We start from the raw sequence: 18,284 nt of genomic DNA, 5'->3' as shown, positions 1-18,284 counted from the left end.
AGCACCGCCTCGACCCGGCGGCTGTTCGCCTCCGCCAGGGCCAGGCGTTTCTGGCGTTCGCTCCAGGTCAGGCCGATGGCCGAGGCCGTGGCCGCCACGGCCAGCAGGCCGGAGACGGCGGCCAGAACCGGCGGCTGGGCGTCGGAGCCGTTCAGCAGCGACGAGATCAGGCCCGAAAGCAGCGGCAGGATCAGGGCGGCGATCCCCAGCTTGGTCAGACGGTCGTCGCCGATCCGCGGGTGGTCCAGCACGATGCCGGCGGCCAGGGGCATGAGCAGCAGGCCGGGAACCGCCCCGGTCGCCCCGCCGGTCAGGCCGGCCGCCGCCACCGACGCCAGCAGCCAGCCTCCCATCAGGACGAATCTCAGGCCGATGGAATCGCGCACCATCAGCATCACCCCGCCGATGCCGGGCAGGGCCATCAACAGCAGGGCGGCCAGCACATTGTCCGGCAGTCCGCCGAAGCTCTGGGCCGCAAAGGCGGTCACGCTGGCCGCCACCGCCCAGCAGGCGTGCCACAGGGCCAACAGCGACGGCGACACCAGGGACGCAGAGGCTGGGGACGCAGAGGCCACGGACGGGACCGCCGTCGCCGAACGCGCGGCGTTCGTCGTGGACGGGGTCTGCCTTGGCTGTGGCGGGTGGACGTACAAGCGTTCTGGCCGTTGTTGCTTGTTCCAAGCCTAAACCGGCCGCTGAGTCGGTGCGAGGCCGCTCCCGTTCCAGGCGATATCCGAACCCGCGTTCACCATGAATATCGGGGGACAAAACAGCCGGTTGTCGTTAACGGCCGCGCGGCCTATCTGGCGGCCATGACCCAGCGCACGCCCCCGACCGACAGTCTTGACCAGGCCCTGGCCGAACTGGCCGAGGATTTCGACCTGCTGGGCGACTGGGAACAGCGGATCGAATATGTGATCGAACTGGGCAAGGGCCTGGCCCCGCTGGACCCGGCCGACTGTATCGAGGCCAACAAGGTGCCCGGGTGCGCCGCCCAGGTCTGGCTGGCGACCCAGGCCGAGGCCGACCGCCTGTGGTTCGCCGCCGACAGCGACAGCGCCCTGTCCAAGGGCAATATCGCCCTGCTGCTGAAACTCTATTCCGGCCGCACCCCCGCCGAGATCCTGGCCTTCGACGCCAAGGCCGCTCTGGACCGGCTGGGCCTGCCGTCGGCCCTGACGCGCCAACGCGCCAACGGCCTGAACAGCATGGTCGGCCGGATCCGAGAGGCGGCCCAGATCGCGAACGGGGCGGCGGGCTAGCCCCTATAGCGCGATCCTCAGCGAGGCCCGAACGCTGCGCGGGGCGCCGGGGAAGATCCACAGGGCGCTGTAGGAGCTGGCGGCGTAGCGTTCGTCGAACAGATTATCGACCTCGACCCGCGCCGTGACCTGGGGCGTCAGGCCGTATTCGACCGCCGCCTTGGCCTTCCAGTAGGCGGGCAGCCGCACCCCGTCGGTGGTCAGGGTCGCGGCCCGATCTCCGACATAGGCGGCGCCGGCCGTCATCGACCAGTCCGTGCCGTGGGTCGTGGGGAAGCGACCGACCACGAACAGCGAGCCGGAGTGTTCCGGAACGTTCAGCACCTTGTCGGTGGCGAAGGCCTTGTCGTCGGCCTTGGCGTCGGTGAAGGCGTAGTTGGCGACCACCTGCCACGCCTCGCCGACCCGCAGCGACCCGTCCAGCTCGATCCCGCGCGAGGTCAGCTTGCCGACCGGGGCCAGATAGTTGGCGTCCACCGGGTCGCTGGTCAGGATATTGGCCTTCTCGATGTCGAAGACGGTCGCGGCCAGGTCCAGATTGTCCCAGGCGCCCGACAGGCCGATCTCATAGCCCTTGCCCTCTTCCGGGGCGAAGCCGGCGCCGGTCCGTCCCGTGCCCGAGTTCAGCACGAAGGACCGGCCACAGCTGGCGTGGGCGGTCAGGGCGTCGGTCAGGCGATAGCGGGCGGCGAAGCGGTAATCGACCGGGCTGTCCTTGTTCTCGCCCACGGCGCCGGTGCGGTTGATGCGGATGGTCTGGCTGTAGTCGTCCCAGCGCAGGCCGGCGACCAGGCTGAGGCGGTCGTTCACCTCCCACAGGTCCTGGGCGTACAGGGTGACGACCTCGCGCGTCTCCAGATTGTCGGTGAAGGGCAGGGGGGTGGGGCTGGGGACCGCGCCATAGACCGGGTTGAACAGGTCGATCGGATAGGGGTTGGCCGCCGTCGGATTGATCCGCAGCCACTTCTCGCCATAGGTCAGTTCATAGGCCTTCACCCCGAAGCCCAGAGTGTGGACGCCCAGGCCGGTCGCCACCACGCCGTTCAGCTCCAGCCGGGCCGACAGATCCTCGACGGTGAAGTCGCGGCCTCGACGCTGGCGCCACAGCGTCTCACCGACCAGGCGCGAGTGGTCGCTGGACAGGCCCTTCAGCGAGCCGCCGCGCCAGGCCACGCCGCCGTTCAGGCTCCAATTGTCGCTGATCTGGTACTCGCCGGTGATCTGGTGCCGTTCGTTGCGGAACCGGGTCGGGCCGTCGCTGGGCTCGCCGTAATAGTTCGACTCCGGCAGGGCCACGGCGTCGCCGTTCACCGCCGGCATGCCCCGGTCGAACAGGGTCGAGAAGACGGTGAACTCGCCCACATAGGTCAGGCGCAGGGCGTCGTTGGGCCGCCAGGTCAGGGACGGGGCGACCGAGGTGCGGTCCATCCCCACATGGTCGCGCCAGCCCTCGCTGGTCTCGCCCGCCAGCACCAGCCGCCCGGCCAGGGTGTCCGAGATCGGGCCGGTCACGTCCAGCTCGCCCCGCCTCAGGCCGAAGGAGCCGACCGTGCCGGTGAAGACCGCATCGGGGGTGAAACGCGGGGTCTTGGAGACGATATTGATCCGGCCGGCCGGGTCGATGTCGCCGAACAGGGCGCCGGCCGGGCCCTTCAACACCTCGATCCGCTCGGCCGTGGCCGGGTCGCGCGGCGGGGCCATGCCCCGGTTGGCCAGGAAGCCGTCGACATAATATTCGGCGCCCCCATCCGGCGTGCCCAGGAAGCCGCGGACGGCGAAATTATCCATCACCCCGCCGCGGTTGTTCTGCTGGCTGACGCCGCTGACCAGTTCCAGGGCGTCGGACAGGCGGGTGGCACCCACCGCCTTGATCAGATCGTTCTCGATCGACCGGCTGGACGGGGACATCCGCTCGGTCGCCGCGCCGACGCCCAGGGTCCGGTCATGCGGCGACGCCCGACGGCCCAGGACCACGATCTCGCCGACGGTCTGGGGCTCGGACGCCTCGACCAGGACGGGCGGTTCGGCGTTGGCGGCGGCCAGCAGGCACAGGCCGGCGCAGCTCGAGAGGAGGGACAAGGCAGACTCCGTTTGAAACGTTATAATATATCGGCTATCCGCTTCCGCCTGATGATGTCAACCGCTGCAACGCTTGTTTCCGCCCCCGCTTCCGCGCCGGTCCGTTCGGCCGGACGGATCCGTTCCATCGACGCCCTGCGCGGCCTGGTGATCCTGCTGATGCTGGTCGACCATGCGCGCGAGTTCTTCTTCATCCACGCCCAGGTCTCGGACCCGATGGATGTAGAGGCGACGTCCCCGGCCCTGTTCTTCACCCGTCTGTCGGCCCATCTGTGCGCCCCGATTTTCGTGGCCCTGACCGGGCTGGGCGCGTGGCTGTACGGGAATAAACAGGCCCAGGCCGGGGCGGGCCATGCCGCCCGGTCGGCCTCGGGCTTCCTGCTGAAGCGCGGGCTGTTCCTGGTGGCGCTGGAACTGACGGTGGTCGGCTTCGCCTGGAGCTTCTCGTTCACGCCTCAGATCATCTATCTGCAGGTCATATGGGCCATCGGCCTGTCGATGATCGCCCTGGCCGCCCTGGTGCATCTGCCGCGCCCGGCCCTGATCGCCGTGGGCCTGGTCATCGTCCTGGGGCACAACCTGCTGGATCCCATCATCCTCGCGGCGGGCCAGCCCGGCCATGTCCTGTGGGCGATCCTGCATGACCGGGGCTTTATCGACCTGCCGTGGGGCGCCCAGGCCCGCACCTCCTATCCGCTGCTGCCATGGATCGGCGTGGCCGCCCTGGGTTACGGGATCGGGCCGTGGTTTGCGGGCGAGCAGAAGGCGCGGCTGCGGCGGCTGGTCCTGACCGGCCTGGGCGCCCTGGCGCTGTTCATCGTGCTGCGGGCGATCAATCTGTACGGCGACCCGACGCCCTGGGCGGTTCAGGCGACACCGCTCCAGACGGTGATGAGCGTGCTGAACCTGACCAAATATCCGCCCTCGGCCGACTTCGTCCTGCTGACCCTGGGGCTGGGAGCCCTGATCCTGGCGGGGCTGGAGCGGGCGCCGGATCGATGGGTCGGCCTGCTGGCGGTGTTCGGCGGGGCGCCCCTGTTCTTCTATCTGATCCATCTGTACGGGCTGCACCTGCTGAACCTGGCCGCCCTGGCGCTGTTCGGCGCCAACCAGGGCGACGGCTTCGGCGTGCCGAACGTCGCCTGGCTGTGGCTGTTGGCCGCCGGGGTCGCCGTCCCCTGCTGGTACGCCTGCCGCTGGTTCGCCGGCGTCAAACGGCGCAGCCCGCACGCCTGGATGAAATACCTGTGACCTCACCCGATCCGATAGGGGTCCGCCAAGGCCTGTAGCGGCGAACCTGACCGTCTTATAGGGCCACGCTTGCCACCCGGCCTCCGGCGAACCACGATCGCGGGGTTTGAAGGAGGGACGCGGAATGGACCTGCTGAAGATCCTGCGCAGTTTCGAGGAGTTTCTCTTCGAGGCCGTCAGCTGGCTGGTCTTCTACCCCCTGACCCTGTGGCGGATCGTTCGCGGGCCGTTGGCGGCGATGGACTATTCGGACCGCGAGCAGAGCGATAGCGAGGAGCATCGTTACGACGACGCGCTTAGCCCGCCCCTGTTCCTGCTGGCGACCATCGTCCTGACCAATCTCATATCCTTCGCCCTGCACGTGCCGCCGCCGCCCGAGTCGACGGAGCTGACCAAGGTGGTTTACGCGTCGCAGCAGAACCTGGTCCTGTTCCGCTCCCTGGCGTTCAGCCTGATCCCGCTGGTGGCCGCCGTGACCCTGCTGCGCCGTCAGAAACACCGGATCAGTCGCGAGACCCTGCGCGCGCCCTTCTATGCGCAATGCTATCTGGCGGCCGTCTGCGTCGCCTTCATTTCGGTCGGCGGGGCCATCTTCCAGCGGCCCGAACTGCCCAATCCAGTGGGCGCCGCGATCATGATCGGGGGGACCCTGTGGTTCCTGTTCGTCCAGTCGCGGTGGTTCGCCCGGCGGCTGAACATCTCCACGGTCAAGGGCGTGGGCGTCGCGGTCTGGGCGGTGGTTCGGGCGTTGATCTATCTGATGGCGATCCTGATCCCTATCGCCTCCCTGTGAAGCCTCAGTAGGGCTCCATCGCGCGGACGTCGCCCGAGGCAGAGACCACGCAGCGCGAACGATACGAGCCGGTCGCCATCGTCAGTTCATAGTCGCCCCGGCCCAGGTCGCGCACGCCGATGGGCACGCTGGAGCCATCGGGCCGGTTCTGGAACGCGTCGGCGCGGCGCGAACAGGCCTGTCGCGCCGCATAGGGGACGTTCTGCATCCACCCGCTGGTGGCGTGGCGGCGGTTCTGGCCTTCGTCCTCTCCGGCCAGGAAGCCTTCGTGATAGCCCTCGGTCTCGTGGCGGGCGTCATAGTCGGCACCGTGCAGGGCGGCCTCGTATCCCCGCTGGTACTCCCGGTCGTGATCGGCGTCGGCGTCGCGGTGGCGGTTGTTGTGGGCGGCGATGGCGGCGGCCAGACCGATGATGGCCACCCCGGCCGCGATCGCCGTGGCGTTGGACCGATCCGATCCGCCCGATCCGCATTCGCTGCGTCCCGCCTGGTTGATCGAGGCGTAGCGGCCGTCGCGCGTCAGGATCAACACGCAGTCGTCGCCGCGCCGCCAGTAGGTCATGCGGCCGTCGCCGACGACCTCGGACCGGTTCGTGGTCTGGTAGCCGCGACGGTTCAACTCCCCCTCGGCCTGACCGGCGCGGGCGCCGACCAGATCTTTCAGGGACGAAGGCGTCTGCGCCGTCGCCGGCAGGGCCGCCGCCAGCATCAGGGTGGACAGGGCGCAGGCCAGGGGGCGGGACATCGGCGTATCTCCGGTGGTGATGCGGAATGAACGTCGTCAAGGCCCGATGGGTTTCGTAAAACCTCGTTACGGTTAACGGGCGTCGCTCCGGATCGGTTCGCCTCACCCGATCCCATAGTGGTCCGCCAGGGCCTGTAGCGCCTGTTTCAGCAGGGTCTTGCCCTGGCGGCGGCGCAGGCCCAGGCCGGTTTCGGCCAGTTTCAGACTGTCGCCGTGAATACAGATCCGCGTCAGCATGGGGCGCAGGCGCGGGCCGACGGCGCTCAGGGCCTCTTCGACGCGACGGCCGGCCGACAGGGCGCGGTCGCCGGGCTCGACCCGCGCCGCAGAACCGGCCCCGGCGCGGGGCAGGGCGTCCCAACGCATGGTCAGGGACGGGCCGGCGCGGGCCTGTTCCACCTCGGTGCGCAGGCGTTCGCCGGCGGCGGCCTCGGCCGGGGTCAGCCAGGGTCGGCCGGCCGCGTCGCGGCGGCGCGCCAGCCAGGCGATGGGGCTTTCGCCCAGGTTGGCGGCGTGACGGATCATGCGGCCGTCGGCGTCGACCAGGGTGCGCTGGCCGTCGATGACGCCGGGGCGGCCCGGCGGGGCGGAGGGGGCTTCGCAGCCCGACGGGCGCGCGACCCAGCCGCCCTGGGGGCGACGGCGCAGGCCGGGTCGGTCGATCAGGGCGCGGAACTCGGGCTCGGCCAGGGTCAGGCTGACGCGGCCGCGCCGGTCGGCCCCCAGCCGCAGCGCATAGACCCCGTGTTCGGCCGACAGCCAGGCGCCGGACCGGACCAGCAGGTCGCGGGCGCGTTCGACCGCGCGGCTCATTGCGGCATCTCCCAGCGCGGCGCGTCGTACAGGCCCGCGATACAGGCCTCCAGTTGTTCCAGCAGGTCGTCGATGGCGCGGCTGTCGCGTTCGTCCTCCACCCAGCGACAGGCCGCACTGACCGTCGTGCGGTTCATGCCGAACACATGGCCGACCCGTTCCAGCGTCCAGCCGAAGGCGATATGGGACAGATACATGGCCAGCCAGCGCGCGCGTGAACTGAGCGGGTCGAGCCGTCCGCGCGCCGTCATCCGGTCGGGCAGGGCGCCGGTGCGCGCCGCCACCAGATGCACCGCCAGCCCGGCCTTGGTCCGGTCCTCCTCGCCGACCGGCGCCCTGTAATCCTCCAGCATCACTCTCTCCCATCACAAACCTGATGCGCCATCCTAGATCGACGTGGCGCCTGTGATAGGAATATGATCCTATTCAACGTCAGAAGCGGACGTGAAGCCAGAACCGCCTTGAGGTTGTGATCAGCCCGGTCGGCGACCTGGGCCTGGAAACCGGGACTGCGAGCCTGGGGCCGCCGCGCGGGGCGGGAAAGGAAACATGGTTAATAAATTTCGAATCGTTGACTCCAGACTCTCGACGGCGATTCGCAAATCAGCTTAGGAACGACTCAATGGCTCGGCGTTAACCCTTCTTAAGGTTTTCGGGTCTTAACCTGCGAACAAGGTTACCCAACCGTGTGGCTGGGTGGTTACCGCAAAGCTTTTGCCTGGAGGGGCACGAATGCGCGTCCTGTTGATTGAAGACGATCACGCAACTGCCCAAAGCATCGAATTGATGCTCACGTCGGAAGGCTTCAATGTCTATACGACCGATCTGGGTGAAGAAGGCATCGATCTGGGTAAGATCTATGACTACGACCTAATTCTGCTTGACCTGAACCTGCCCGACATGAGCGGTCTGGAGGTCCTGCGCCAGCTTCGCGTCGGCAAGATCAATACGCCGGTCATGATCCTGTCGGGCAGCCACGAGATCGAGACCAAGGTCAAGACCTTCGGCGGCGGCGCCGACGACTATCTGACCAAGCCCTTCCACAAGGACGAGCTGATCGCGCGCACCCACGCCGTGGTCCGTCGCTCCAAGGGGCACGCCCAGGCGATCATCCACACCGGCGAGATCGCCGTGAACCTGGACGCCAAGACGGTCGAGGTGAACGGTCACCGCGTCCACCTGACGGGCAAGGAATACCAGATGCTGGAGCTGCTCTCGCTCCGCAAGGGCACGACCCTGACCAAGGAAATGTTCCTGAACCACCTGTACGGCGGCATGGACGAGCCCGAGCTGAAGATCATCGACGTCTTCATCTGCACGCTGCGCAAGAAGCTGGCCACCGCCGCCGACGGCAAACACTATATCGAGACCGTCTGGGGCCGCGGCTATGTGCTGCGCGACCCGGCCGAGGGCGCCAACAGCGTCGCCGCCTGAAAAGCCGCCGACACCTGATCCCGAAACGCCCGCCGGAAACGGCGGGCGTTTTGCGTCAGGGGGCGTCGAACGCCATGACCGCCTCCAGGCCGCCGTCCCTGGCGTTGGCCAGGGTCAGCCGTCCGCCTGCGCCCTCGGCCATGCGCCGCGCAATGGTCAGACCCAGACCCGTGCCGCCGCTGTCGCGCGACCGGGACGGGTCCAGCCGGTAAAAGGGTTCGAACAGGGCCTCCAGTCGATCCTCGGGCACGCCCGGCCCGTGGTCGCGCACCGCCAGCCGGATCGTCGTCCCCTCGACCATCGCCGAGACCGTCGCGCTCCCGCCGTGGCGCACTGCATTGTCGATCAGATTGGTCAGGCAGCGGCGCAGGGCCTGGGAGCGGGTGGGCAGGACGACGCCGCACCCCTGGGCGAAGACGACCGGTTGACCGGCGTCGGCCGCGTCCTCGCACAGGGCCGACAGCAGGGCGTCCAGATCGACAGGAACGACCGGCTCGGGCGTCGTCTCGATCCGCGCCAGGTCCAGCCCTTCGCGCACCAGATGCTGCATCGCCGCCAGGTCCGCGATCAACTGGGCCTGCAGGCCCTCGTCGCCGATCTTCTCGACCCTTAGCCGCATCCGGGTCAGCGGGGTCTGCAGGTCATGGGCCACGGCGGCCAGAACCCGCGCGCGCTCGGCGATCATGGCCCGCAGCCGGGTCTGCATGACGTTCAGGGCCGCCGCCGCCTGGCGCACCTCGCGCGCGCCTTCCTCGACCAGGGGCGGCTGGTCCAGGTCGCGGCCCAGGGCCAGGGCGCCGGCCGACAGCCGCGCCAGAGGGGCGGCGGCGCGGCGCGAGGCCAGCCAGGCCGTCCCGATCACCGCCGCCAGACCGGCCGCCAGCAGGGCGGCGCTCTCGCGCCCCAGGCTCCAGGGACGGGGTGGGGCCGGCAGGCTGACGGCCACGGGGGCCATGGCCGGGCCCCCGTCGGGCGTCAGGGTCAGGATGCGGCAGCGCAGACGCTCGCCCGGATCCGCTCCGCAGGCGGCGTCCGCCGCCTCATAGGCCCGCACGGTCACGCCGCTGACGCCGCGCCGGTCCAGCGCCGCCGCCACCGCCTGGGTCAGGGCCGCATCGGGCGGTCCCAGCCTCTGGCCCCGCGCGGGAGGCAGGCCGGCGGCCACGCCCGCGGCCGGATCGTCGTCGGCCTGGGCCAGGTCGCCGATCCGCTCGGCCGTGGTGAAGTCGTGCGCCCGCTTCAGTCCACGATGGTGGCCGATCTGAAGCGCCAGAAACGTGACCGCCGCCGCCGCCATCGCCCCCACCAGCAGCAGCAGGAACAGCCGCACGGTCGATCCGTCGGCGGCGCGGCCCACGTCGCGTCTCAGGCGCGCCATGTCACCGGTCCCGACAGCATATAGCCCAGGCTGCGCACCGTGCGGATCAGGGCCGGGTTGCGGGCGTCGTCGCCCAGTTTCTGACGCAGGCGGCTGACCCTCAGGTCGATGGCGCGGTCGTCGGCGTCGGCCACGGTGGACAGGGCGCGGATGCGCTCGCGCGACAGGGGCCGGCCGCCGTTGCGCACCAGGGCGTGCAACAGGTCGAAATCGGCGCTGGACAGGGGCGTCAGTCGCCCGTCGGGCGCCGTCAGGGCGCGCGCGGCGATGTCCAGCGACCACCCTGAGAAGTCCGCGTGGCGGCCTTCGATCCTGTCCCGGTCAGGGCCGGCGCGGCGCAGGACCGTGCGGATGCGGGCCACCAGTTCGCGCGGCTCGAACGGCTTGGCCATATAGTCGTCGGCGCCCATCTCCAGCCCCACGATCCGGTCGATTGGATCGCCGCGCGCGGTCAGCATGATGACCGGGGTGCGCGACGTGGCCCGGATGGCCCGGCACAGGCTCAGTCCGTCTTCATCGGGCAGGTTCAGGTCCAGCACCACCAGATCCACCGGCCCGGCCTCCAGCGCGGCCCGCATCGCCCGCCCGTCGGCGGCCTTCACCGTGCGAAACCCGTGCTGGTCCAGGTGTTCCGACAACAGATTGCGGATGTCGCGGTCGTCATCGACGACCAGCAGGACGGGAAAGACGGCGGTCTGGGACATGGGCGTTCGGCGCAGGAAGGACGGCGATCTGTCGTCCCGGCTCGTGGCCAAAGCGCGGCGGATACAGTCGGACACAAATCTGTTCGCCGACGACATGCGGCGACACCGAACGGACGCGAACCCGCCGGAGGGCGGCGCGAAACAGTGGCTGTCCGACACGAGGCCGGACGTTCTCAACCAGAGAGACCCGAAATGAAATCCTTCCGCACCCCCGCCGTCCTGGGCGCCGTCGCCACCGTCCTGCTGACCAGCGGCGCCGCCTTCGCCGGCACCGTGCCCGCATCGACCGCATCCGCCGCGACCGCCCGTCCGGCCGCGACCTCGAGCGCCCGTCCGCAGCGCGAAACCCGCCACGCCCGTCACCACCGCGCCGAAACCCCCAAGATCAAGCCGGCCAAGTCCGGCAAGAAGTAGGACGGACGCCCCTTTCCCCTCCGTCATACAGCGCCCGTCGGCCCCAGGCCGGCGGGCGTCGCTGCGTCTAGGCTTTGAAGGCTTCCGCCAGGGCCGTCGCCATCGGATTGGGCCGGCCGAAACTGTCGAAGGCCAGGGGCTTGTCGCGGCCGTCGTCCTTGTCGCCCTGGCGATACCAGCTGTCGGTGTCGCGCAGGCCCCAGACGGTGAAGGCGAACCGCTGCGCCGGGGGCAGGGCGGTGAAGGCGCCGGCCAGTTCCGTGACGCGGGCGGACTGGCGGGCCAGCCGGTCGGCCTGGGACCGCAGATCCAGCGGGTTTTCCGTCCGCAGGGTGCAGTCCAGCTCGGACACATGGATCGGCAGGCCGAACTGGGCGATCTCGCGCATATAGGCGGCGATGACGCCGTCCGGAATGTCGATCCACAGGTGGGACTGAAGCCCCAGCCCCTGGAGCGGACAGCCGGCCTTCAGCAGGCGCTCGACCAGTCTCAGGAACTGGGCGCCCTTGGCCGGTATGGATTCCTGATTGTATTCGTTCAGGAACAGCACCGCCTCCGGATCGGCGATCCGGGCCTGTTCGAACGCCCGCAATACATAGCCGTCGTGGCCGTAGCGGGCGCTCCAGTGGCAGTCGCGCATGGCCGAGCCGTCGTCCAGGATCGGCTCGTTGACCACGTCCCAGCTGCGGACCTTGCCGCGATACCGACCGGCCATGGCGGCGATATAGTCGTCGAAGGCGCGGTCGAAGGCGGCGCCGGACAGGCCCGCGAACGCTTCCTTGCCCTGCGAGTACCAGATCAGGGTGTGGCCGTGCAGGGCCATGCCCTCGGCGGCGGCGAAGGCGGCGATGCGGTCGGTGCGGTCGAAGCGGGGGCGGTCCAGGCCGTCGGCCAGCACATATTCCATCTTCATCTCCCACTCAGGCGTCAGCTGGGAGACATTGGCGCGGGCCAGGGCGACCCAGTCGGGGTCGTCGATCTGCATCGCCTTGATCGCCGTGCCGAAGGGGCAGGGGGCGACGGTTTTCAGCGGGGGGACGGCAGGCGGGGTCGGTTCGGCCGAGGTGCGGTCGCAGGCGGCCAAGGCGAGCGCCGAGGCGAGAACAGTGCGGCGGGAGATCGACATTCTATTCTCCCTCCCCCTGCGGGGGAGGGGGGCGAAGGCGTAGCCGAAGCCGGGTGGGGCGGGCCGGGCAAGGCCCCACTGACCTGGCTTGCCTCAAATCCGTGCGACGGCGCCTTGCCGCCCCCACCCCGTCGCTAAGCGACGCCCCTCCCCCGCAGGGGAAGGGAGAAGCATGTTGGTCGTCAGACCGCACGCTTCCGCAGGCCCAGCTCGTCGAAGGCGGCGGTTTCGCGCTTGGCGATGGCGATGAGCTTGTTCAGGCGGGTGGTTTCGGCGACGTGTTCGAACTTCTTCAGCTCTTCGAAGGCGCCGGTCAGGGCGTCGCGGGTGCCGGCTTCCTCGGCGTCGACCACGGTCAGATCACCCTCGGCGGCGGCCTTGCGGGCCTTCCAGCCGTTCAGATAGGCGCCCAGCATCATGCCGGCGTCGGCGTCCATGCGGGCGCGTTCACGTTCGATCTCGACTTCGGCGTCCAGCACGGCCAGACGCATTTCGGCGGTGGCGCGGCGGCTGGTGATCTCGGCCAGGCGCTTCTGCAGGGTCTCGACTTCGTAGTTGGAGATGCGGATCAGGGATTGGGCCCAAGCGGTCATTTCTTCACTCTCTGATCATGCCTTGGTTCAGAATATGTTCGAGCCGGGTAAAGGAATCGGTAAGACGCGTGGCGTCGTCCTTGTCCTGACCCAGGAAGTCTTCCAGCGCGGGGTTCAGCGCGATGGCGCGGTCCACCACGGGATCGGCCCCGGTGCGATAGGCGCCGATCTTGATCAGCTCTTCCATATTGGCATAGGCCGACAGGCACTGGCGGGCGCGCTTGTTCAGCTCGCGCTCGGGCGGGGTCTGGCAACCGGGCATGGTCCGGCTGACGGATTTCAGCACGTCGATGGCGGGGAAGCGGCCGCGTTCGGCGATCTTGCGGTCCATCACGATATGGCCGTCCAGAATACCGCGCACGGCGTCGGCGATGGGTTCGTCATGGTCGCCGCCGTCCACCAGGACGGTGAACAGGGCGGTGATGGGCGCCGCCGTGGTGCCGTCGGGCCGCACCGGTCCCGGCCCCGCCCGCTCCAGTAGTTTGGGCAGTTCGGTGAAGACGGTGGGGGTATAGCCCTTGGTCGTCGGCGGTTCGCCCGCCGCCAGGCCGATCTCGCGCTGGGCCATGGCGAAACGGGTGACGCTGTCCATCAGGCACAGGACCTCCAGGTCCTGGTCGCGCAGATATTCGGCGATGGCCATGGTCATGTATGCCGACTGGCGGCGTTTCAGGGCCGGCTCGTCCGAGGTGGCCACCACGACCACGGCGCGTTTCAGCCCCTCTTCGCCCAGAGTCTCTTCCACGAACTCGCGCACCTCGCGGCCCCGTTCGCCGATCAGGCCCACGACCACGGCGTCGCAGGTGGCCTGGCGCGCCAGCATGGACAGCAGCACCGACTTGCCCACGCCCGAGCCGGCGAAGATGCCCAGGCGCTGGCCCCGGCAGGTGGTGGTGAAGACGTCCATGGCCCGCACCCCCAGGTCCAGCCGCTCGCCCACCCGGCCGCGCGAATGGGCCGGCGGCGGGGGCGCGCGCAGCGGATAGGGGGCCTGACCCTGGGGCAGGGGCCCCTTGCCGTCGATAGGCTGGCCGAAGGCGTCGATGATCCGGCCCAGCCAGGCGGTGGTCGGGCGCACGCTGGCGGCCTGGTCGATGATGCGGATTTCGGCGCCGGGCGCCACGCCCTCGACCGGGCCGAACGGCATCAACAGGGCCTTGGCGTCGCGGAACCCCACCACCTCGGCCGGCAGGGCCGTCTGCCCGCGCCGGCTGATCTCGGCCCGCGCCCCGACCGCCAGACGCGACAGGCCGCCACGCGACTCGATCAACAGACCCGACACGCCCGCCACCTTGCCGGTGACGACCAGCGGATCGATCGCTTCGACGGCGGCGACGAGAGTGTGCAAAACGAACCCCAGGAACAGGCGTTAACCAAATGGGCCATCGTGGTTAACGGGGGGTGAAGGTCTGCGCCTCATCCACTCTCTGAGGCCTGAACAGCGAACCCTTGGACTTTACACCGGCTGCGGCTGCGGCGTCTCTCGCGTGGTGGCGATGGCGCCGACCGAGGCGACGACGATGGCGGCGATGGCGAGCCACTGCTGGCCCGTCAGGTGTTCGTGCAGCACGATCAGGCCCGCCAGGGCGCCGACGGCCGGTTCGGCGCTTAGAACCACGCCGAAGGTGCGTTTGGGAATGCCACGCAAGGCCACCATCTCCAGCGAATAGGGCAGGGCGCTGGAGAAGATCGCCACCGCCAGACCGGCTGCAATGATGGCCGGGTTAAGCAGGGCCGCGCCCGCATGGGCCACGCCGAAAGGCACGACGACCATGGCCGCCACGCTCATGCCCAGGGCCACGGACTGGCCCGCATGAATATGCGACAGCCGCTTTCCAAACACGATGTACAGCGCCCAGCACAGGCCGGCGAAGGCGGCTAAGGCCATGCCGACCGGATCCAGCGCACCCGCCCCGCCCTTCAGCGGCAGCAACAGACCCAGGCCCAGGACTGCGAAGCCGATGCAGACGAAGTGGATCGGCTTTCTCGAATGGATCAGGGCCAGGGTCAGCGGGCCCATGAACTCGATGGCGATGGCCAGGCCCAGCGGAATGGTGCGCAGCGACATGTAGAAGCTGAGGTTCATCGCCCCCAGCACGACGCCGTACAGCGCGATGGCCCCCAGGTCCGCGCGGCTCAGTCGGAAACGCCAGGGGCGGAACACCGCCACCAGCAGGACAGCGGAAACCCCGACGCGATAGGCCGAGGTTCCCTCCGCCCCGATGATCGGGAACAGGGTCTTGGCGAAGGAGGTGCCGCCGGCCAGCGTCACCATGCCTGCAAACAGCGCCAGATAGGGGATGAGGCGCATCGCTAGCGGCGAGGTCAGGTGCTGTTTCAGGGCCACGGCGGTCATGGCGGAAACCTATTATAATCCTACTTGCGCTTCCCGGCGAATTTCCGCTTCAATGTGCCTGAAATCGTCACGAAGGGGCATAAAATGACGAATTTCGTCACTCTGGACGATTTCGACCATCGCCTGCTGGCGCGGGTCCGGCGCAACAATCTGGAGCCGGCGCGGGTGACGGCCGAGGCGGTGGGCCTGTCGGAATCCGCCGTGCTGCGCCGGCTGCGTCGGCTGCGGGCCGAGGGCGTCATCGCCGCCGATGTCGCCGTGATCGATCCCGCCCGTGTCGAGCCGCGCATCGTCCTGCATGTCCAGGTCGAGATGAACACCCAGGACCGCAAGGTCATGGACGCCTTCCAGCGCGCCATGAAGGCCAGTCCCGAGGTGCAGGGCGCCTGGGACGTCACGGGCGAGACCGACTATCTGCTGACCGTCGCCGTTCGCTCGATGCAGGACTACGAGGCCTTCGGCATCCGCGAACTGATCCCCGAAAAGGGCGTGCGCGGCTTCAAGAGCATGATCGTGATCCGTGAAGTCGTGGGCTTCGATCCCGCCCGCGTGACGCTGGAACGCTAGAGGCTCAAAACAGCGGGGTGATTACCCGCAGGGACACCACCACCACGTCGTCGGCGTCCTTCAGGCCGCCGGGATAGCGGATCAGCTGCACGTCCGGCTGGATCGTGAAGCGGCCGATGCGGTCGGCGTAGGTCAGCTCCAGCCCTTCTTCGTAGCGGTCGGGGGCGGCGCCCGTGTCGGCCAGGTTGGCGCGGGCCTTGGAGGACAGCCAGCCCTGGTGGACGCCGAAGGACAGCTGGCTGTCGGGGCGGGCGGCGAAGACCTGGCGCACCAGTAGGCCGGCCTGCCAGCCGCCCTTGAAGTCTGTGGTGTCGCCGTCCGACACGCCCAGGCGGGCGAAGGCGTCGATCTGGGGGCCGTCGGGGGCGGCGGCGCCCCAGACCGGACCCTCGGCCAGGGCGTAGGCGCCCTGGGCGATGCTGCGGACCGGGTCGCCGTCGGGCGTCATGTCGCGGATGTGGTCCTGACGCTGGTTATAGCGCCAGACGCCGATGGCGTAGCGGATGGGGGCGGCGCCGACCGGGGCGTGGCTTCCCACCTCGGCGATGGCCAGGACGCCGTGGTCCAGGTCGGTGTCCACCCCGCCGTGATCGCCGATTGTGCGGGCGTCGGCGTTGACGACGGCGAACTGGACATAGGTCTTGTCCGTCTCGCCGACCCGCAGCCGGGCCGCCAGGGACGAGGAGGGGAAGATGGCCGGGCCGTTGGGGCCGGTCGAGGCCAGTTCGGAGCCGATTCCGAACGGCGGCGACAGCAATAGGCCCGAGGCCTCGGTGGCGTAGAATTCGCTGTTCAGGTCATACAGGCCCGCCAGCAGGGTGGCCGACCCGCCCAGATCCTGTTCGATCCAGGCCTCGAACAGGCGGGCGCCCTGGGCCCCCACCTCGATATTGTCGACGCCCTGAAGCGTGCCGGCCAGGGCGTTGGGCTCGCCCCCGCCGTTGTACAGGCCCGACAGGTGCAGCCGCGCCCTGCGCCAGCCCCAGGCCTGTTCCAGGTCGCCGTCCAGTTCGACGCTCAGATTGTCCAGATACCGGCCGGCTCGTTTCGCGCCGCCCGAGACCACGCCCGAAACATCGGCCGTATATTCCGCCGACAGGGTCCAGTCCGGGTCCGCCGCGCGGGCCTGGTCTTGGGCCTGGGCCGGGGCAGCGCCCATGACGGCGCCCAGGGCGGCGCATGTTGCGGCGACCGCCGCAATGAGGGGTTTGAAAACTGGGGGCTTAGCGTTCTGCATGGCCATACGTCCGTTCTGTTCGAAGAGCGGCGTAATCCCGGCGGAATGAAAATCGTCCTTAAGCGGGCATGAGGAAACGACGTAGGCGGTCGAAAATCTTGCGTTAACCAGAATTCGTGTACCGCCGTTCGAAGGAATGTCAGGGTTACGGGAGCGGTCATGATCTGGACGATCGGCAAGAAGGTCACGGCCACGGGGATCATCGTCCTGCTGCTGTCCGTGGGCACGGCGGGCGTGGGCCTGATGATGAACGCCAAGCTGGCCGGGGCGCTGGACCGGGCGTCGGTGTCGTCGAGCGTGCTGCGCAACCACATGCAGGCGGACATGATGCATGACGCCCTGCGCTCCGACGTGTTCGGGGCCATGCTGGCAGAGAATCCCGCCAACGGCGTCTCTATCGACACGGTGAAGGCCGATCTGGCCGAGCACCACGAAATCTTTGAACAGGCCATTGCGGAAAACAACGCCCTGGCGACGGACCCGGAGGTTCAGGCGGCCCTGAAGGCGGTCGAGGCGCCGCTTCAGGCCTATATCGCGGCCTCGGTCCGGATGGTGGACCTGGCCGCCGCCGACCCGGTCGCGGCCCAGGGCGGAATGACCGACTTCCTGACCCAGTTCACGGCCCTGGAGACCGCCATGAGCGAGGCGGCCGACAGGATCGAAGCCACGGCCGAGAAGAACCGCCTCGCCGCCGAGGCTGAGGCCCAGACCGGACAGATGGTGATGATGGCCGCCGTGCTGGCCAGCCTGCTGATCAGCATCGGCCTGATCCTGGCGGGGTCGCGCGGCCTGGTCGCGCCGATCCGTCACCTGACCGGGGAGCTGCGCGCCATGGCCCAGGGCCAGACCGAGGTGAAGCTGGGCGAGGCCCGTCGCAAGGACGAGATCGGCGACATCGCCCGTGCCGTCGTGGACATCCAGGCCCTGATAGTCGCCCGCGCCCAGGCCGAGGCGGACCAGGCCGAGCAACTGCGTCTGAAAGAGGATGAAGACCGGATCGCCGGCGACCTGTCCCGCCAGACCGCCGCGCGCGAACAGGCGGCGGTCGTGACCGGTCTGGGCCAGGGACTGGAGGCGCTGGCGCGGGCCGATCTGACCTTCCGCATCCAGGACGCCTTCCCTGCGGCCTATGAAAAATTGCGGTCCAACTTCAACGCCGCCCTGGACGGCTTGCAGGACGCCATCGGATCGATCGCCTTCAACGCCGGCGCCATCAACGCCGGGGCCGGAGAAATCGCCCAGGCCGCCGACGACCTGTCGCGCCGCACCGAACAACAGGCCGCCTCCCTGGAGGAGACGGCGGCGGCGCTGGATCAGATCACGGCCACGGTGCGGGCGACCGCTTCGGGCGCGGTCCAGGCGGCCGGCGCGGTCCAGGAGGCCCGCAGCGACGCCGACAAGAGCGGCGCGGTGGTCCGCGACGCCATCACCGCCATGAGCGAAATCGAACGCTCGTCCAACGAGATCGGCCAGATCATCGGCGTGATCGACGAGATCGCCTTCCAGACCAATCTGCTGGCCCTGAACGCCGG

18 protein-coding genes and 1 pseudogene are annotated in these 18,284 nt (G+C 69.1%); 7 read left to right on the top strand and 12 right to left on the bottom strand.

The features are described 5' to 3' along the window. Nucleotides 1–575: pseudogene (locus Q7J26_RS12100) on the bottom strand (sensor histidine kinase); the annotation flags it as partial. Between the two features lie 237 nt (nt 576–812). Between Q7J26_RS12100 and Q7J26_RS12095 the strand changes: the two are divergent. After that, the gene (locus tag Q7J26_RS12095) at nt 813–1,262 is read left to right on the top strand and encodes a SufE family protein (RefSeq protein ID WP_304936664.1); all 450 of its coding nucleotides are present in this window, start codon (nt 813–815) and stop codon (nt 1,260–1,262) included. A 3-nt stretch (nt 1,263–1,265) separates the two neighbouring features. Here the strand turns inward: Q7J26_RS12095 and Q7J26_RS12090 are convergent, their stop codons facing one another. Next, entirely contained in the window at nt 1,266–3,341 is a 2,076-nt protein-coding gene (locus Q7J26_RS12090) for a TonB-dependent siderophore receptor (RefSeq protein WP_304936663.1), read from the bottom strand. 51 nt (nt 3,342–3,392) lie between these two features. On the opposite strand from Q7J26_RS12090, the gene Q7J26_RS12085 reads away from it, so the two are divergent. Then, complete coding sequence (locus Q7J26_RS12085) at nt 3,393–4,592, top strand: DUF1624 domain-containing protein (protein ID WP_304936662.1); 1,200 nt, start codon at nt 3,393–3,395, stop codon at nt 4,590–4,592. Nucleotides 4,593–4,716: 124 nt separating this feature from the next. Continuing rightward, the gene (locus tag Q7J26_RS12080; RefSeq protein ID WP_304936661.1) at nt 4,717–5,385 is read left to right on the top strand and encodes a hypothetical protein; all 669 of its coding nucleotides are present in this window, start codon (nt 4,717–4,719) and stop codon (nt 5,383–5,385) included. 4 nt (nt 5,386–5,389) lie between these two features. On the opposite strand, the gene Q7J26_RS12075 is transcribed toward Q7J26_RS12080, so the two are convergent. From Q7J26_RS12075 to Q7J26_RS12065, 3 genes are all read right to left on the bottom strand, one after another. Then, entirely contained in the window at nt 5,390–6,130 is a 741-nt protein-coding gene (locus Q7J26_RS12075) for a hypothetical protein (RefSeq protein WP_304936660.1), read from the bottom strand. Between the two features lie 102 nt (nt 6,131–6,232). Further along, complete coding sequence (locus Q7J26_RS12070; RefSeq protein WP_304936659.1) at nt 6,233–6,943, bottom strand: DUF6456 domain-containing protein; 711 nt, start codon at nt 6,941–6,943, stop codon at nt 6,233–6,235. Continuing rightward, nucleotides 6,940–7,296, bottom strand: coding sequence for a helix-turn-helix domain-containing protein (locus Q7J26_RS12065; RefSeq protein ID WP_050771595.1), 357 nt, complete (start codon nt 7,294–7,296; stop codon nt 6,940–6,942). Before Q7J26_RS12065 ends, Q7J26_RS12070 begins: the two co-directional genes overlap by 4 nt. Nucleotides 7,297–7,675: 379 nt before the next feature. Here Q7J26_RS12065 and ctrA point away from each other — a divergent pair, with 379 nt between their 5' ends. Beyond that, nucleotides 7,676–8,377 carry a response regulator transcription factor CtrA gene (gene ctrA, locus Q7J26_RS12060; RefSeq protein ID WP_304936658.1) on the top strand — a complete coding sequence of 234 codons (702 nt, stop codon included), beginning with the start codon at nt 7,676–7,678 and terminating at the stop codon, nt 8,375–8,377. Nucleotides 8,378–8,432: 55 nt separating this feature from the next. On the opposite strand, the gene Q7J26_RS12055 is transcribed toward ctrA, so the two are convergent. Further along, the gene (locus Q7J26_RS12055) at nt 8,433–9,755 is read right to left on the bottom strand and encodes a cell wall metabolism sensor histidine kinase WalK (protein ID WP_304936657.1); all 1,323 of its coding nucleotides are present in this window, start codon (nt 9,753–9,755) and stop codon (nt 8,433–8,435) included. Continuing rightward, complete coding sequence (locus tag Q7J26_RS12050) at nt 9,743–10,459, bottom strand: response regulator (RefSeq protein WP_304936656.1); 717 nt, start codon at nt 10,457–10,459, stop codon at nt 9,743–9,745. Before Q7J26_RS12050 ends, Q7J26_RS12055 begins: the two co-directional genes overlap by 13 nt. Nucleotides 10,460–10,651: 192 nt before the next feature. Here Q7J26_RS12050 and Q7J26_RS12045 point away from each other — a divergent pair, with 192 nt between their 5' ends. Next, nucleotides 10,652–10,873, top strand: a complete 222-nt coding sequence (locus Q7J26_RS12045; protein ID WP_304936655.1) for a hypothetical protein — start codon at nt 10,652–10,654, stop codon at nt 10,871–10,873. Nucleotides 10,874–10,940: 67 nt separating this feature from the next. Here Q7J26_RS12045 and Q7J26_RS12040 read toward each other — a convergent pair whose 3' ends face one another. The 4 genes from Q7J26_RS12040 to Q7J26_RS12025 all read right to left on the bottom strand — a co-directional run bounded on the left by Q7J26_RS12040 (nt 10,941) and on the right by Q7J26_RS12025 (nt 14,948). Then, nucleotides 10,941–11,999 (bottom strand): endo-1,4-beta-xylanase, encoded by a 1,059-nt coding sequence (locus tag Q7J26_RS12040; protein ID WP_304936654.1) that lies wholly within the window; start codon nt 11,997–11,999, stop codon nt 10,941–10,943. Nucleotides 12,000–12,181: 182 nt separating this feature from the next. After that, nucleotides 12,182–12,592, bottom strand: a complete 411-nt coding sequence (locus Q7J26_RS12035) for a flagellar export protein FliJ (RefSeq protein ID WP_304936653.1) — start codon at nt 12,590–12,592, stop codon at nt 12,182–12,184. Nucleotides 12,593–12,596: 4 nt separating this feature from the next. Continuing rightward, nucleotides 12,597–13,940, bottom strand: a complete 1,344-nt coding sequence (gene fliI / locus Q7J26_RS12030; RefSeq protein WP_304936652.1) for a flagellar protein export ATPase FliI — start codon at nt 13,938–13,940, stop codon at nt 12,597–12,599. A gap of 108 nt (nt 13,941–14,048) precedes the next feature. Beyond that, nucleotides 14,049–14,948, bottom strand: a complete 900-nt coding sequence (locus Q7J26_RS12025) for a DMT family transporter (RefSeq protein WP_304936651.1) — start codon at nt 14,946–14,948, stop codon at nt 14,049–14,051. Between the two features lie 84 nt (nt 14,949–15,032). On the opposite strand from Q7J26_RS12025, the gene Q7J26_RS12020 reads away from it, so the two are divergent. Continuing rightward, nucleotides 15,033–15,515 carry an Lrp/AsnC family transcriptional regulator gene (locus Q7J26_RS12020; RefSeq protein WP_304936650.1) on the top strand — a complete coding sequence of 161 codons (483 nt, stop codon included), beginning with the start codon at nt 15,033–15,035 and terminating at the stop codon, nt 15,513–15,515. 4 nt (nt 15,516–15,519) lie between these two features. Here the strand turns inward: Q7J26_RS12020 and Q7J26_RS12015 are convergent, their stop codons facing one another. After that, on the bottom strand, nt 15,520–16,752 hold the full coding sequence (locus Q7J26_RS12015) for a carbohydrate porin (RefSeq protein WP_304936649.1): 1,233 nt from the start codon (nt 16,750–16,752) through the stop codon (nt 15,520–15,522). Between the two features lie 159 nt (nt 16,753–16,911). Between Q7J26_RS12015 and Q7J26_RS12010 the strand changes: the two genes are divergently transcribed. Further along, nucleotides 16,912–18,284, top strand: a 1,373-nt coding sequence (locus Q7J26_RS12010) for a methyl-accepting chemotaxis protein (protein WP_304936648.1), incomplete at its 3' end; no start/stop codon positions are given.

Source organism: Brevundimonas sp. (assembly GCF_030656255.1).
Taxonomy (GTDB): Bacteria; Pseudomonadota; Alphaproteobacteria; order Caulobacterales; family Caulobacteraceae; genus Brevundimonas.
The sequence above is the reverse complement of the archived record's forward strand: the minus strand, read 5'-3'. Positions and strand labels throughout refer to the sequence as shown.

Coding starts and splice junctions, on each gene's coding strand:
- Q7J26_RS12085 (WP_304936662.1), top strand. CDS start 3,393: ATGATGTCAACCGCTGCAACGCTTGTTTCCGCCCCCGCTTCCGCGCCG.
- Q7J26_RS12080 (WP_304936661.1), top strand. CDS start 4,717: ATGGACCTGCTGAAGATCCTGCGCAGTTTCGAGGAGTTTCTCTTCGAG.
- Q7J26_RS12095 (WP_304936664.1), top strand. CDS start 813: ATGACCCAGCGCACGCCCCCGACCGACAGTCTTGACCAGGCCCTGGCC.
- Q7J26_RS12045 (WP_304936655.1), top strand. CDS start 10,652: ATGAAATCCTTCCGCACCCCCGCCGTCCTGGGCGCCGTCGCCACCGTC.
- Q7J26_RS12055 (WP_304936657.1), bottom strand. CDS start 9,755: ATGGCGCGCCTGAGACGCGACGTGGGCCGCGCCGCCGACGGATCGACC.
- Q7J26_RS12070 (WP_304936659.1), bottom strand. CDS start 6,943: ATGAGCCGCGCGGTCGAACGCGCCCGCGACCTGCTGGTCCGGTCCGGC.
- Q7J26_RS12035 (WP_304936653.1), bottom strand. CDS start 12,592: ATGACCGCTTGGGCCCAATCCCTGATCCGCATCTCCAACTACGAAGTC.
- Q7J26_RS12025 (WP_304936651.1), bottom strand. CDS start 14,948: ATGACCGCCGTGGCCCTGAAACAGCACCTGACCTCGCCGCTAGCGATG.
- Q7J26_RS12020 (WP_304936650.1), top strand. CDS start 15,033: ATGACGAATTTCGTCACTCTGGACGATTTCGACCATCGCCTGCTGGCG.
- Q7J26_RS12040 (WP_304936654.1), bottom strand. CDS start 11,999: ATGTCGATCTCCCGCCGCACTGTTCTCGCCTCGGCGCTCGCCTTGGCC.
- Q7J26_RS12050 (WP_304936656.1), bottom strand. CDS start 10,459: ATGTCCCAGACCGCCGTCTTTCCCGTCCTGCTGGTCGTCGATGACGAC.
- Q7J26_RS12015 (WP_304936649.1), bottom strand. CDS start 16,752: ATGCAGAACGCTAAGCCCCCAGTTTTCAAACCCCTCATTGCGGCGGTC.
- ctrA (WP_304936658.1), top strand. CDS start 7,676: ATGCGCGTCCTGTTGATTGAAGACGATCACGCAACTGCCCAAAGCATC.
- Q7J26_RS12065 (WP_050771595.1), bottom strand. CDS start 7,296: ATGCTGGAGGATTACAGGGCGCCGGTCGGCGAGGAGGACCGGACCAAG.
- Q7J26_RS12075 (WP_304936660.1), bottom strand. CDS start 6,130: ATGTCCCGCCCCCTGGCCTGCGCCCTGTCCACCCTGATGCTGGCGGCG.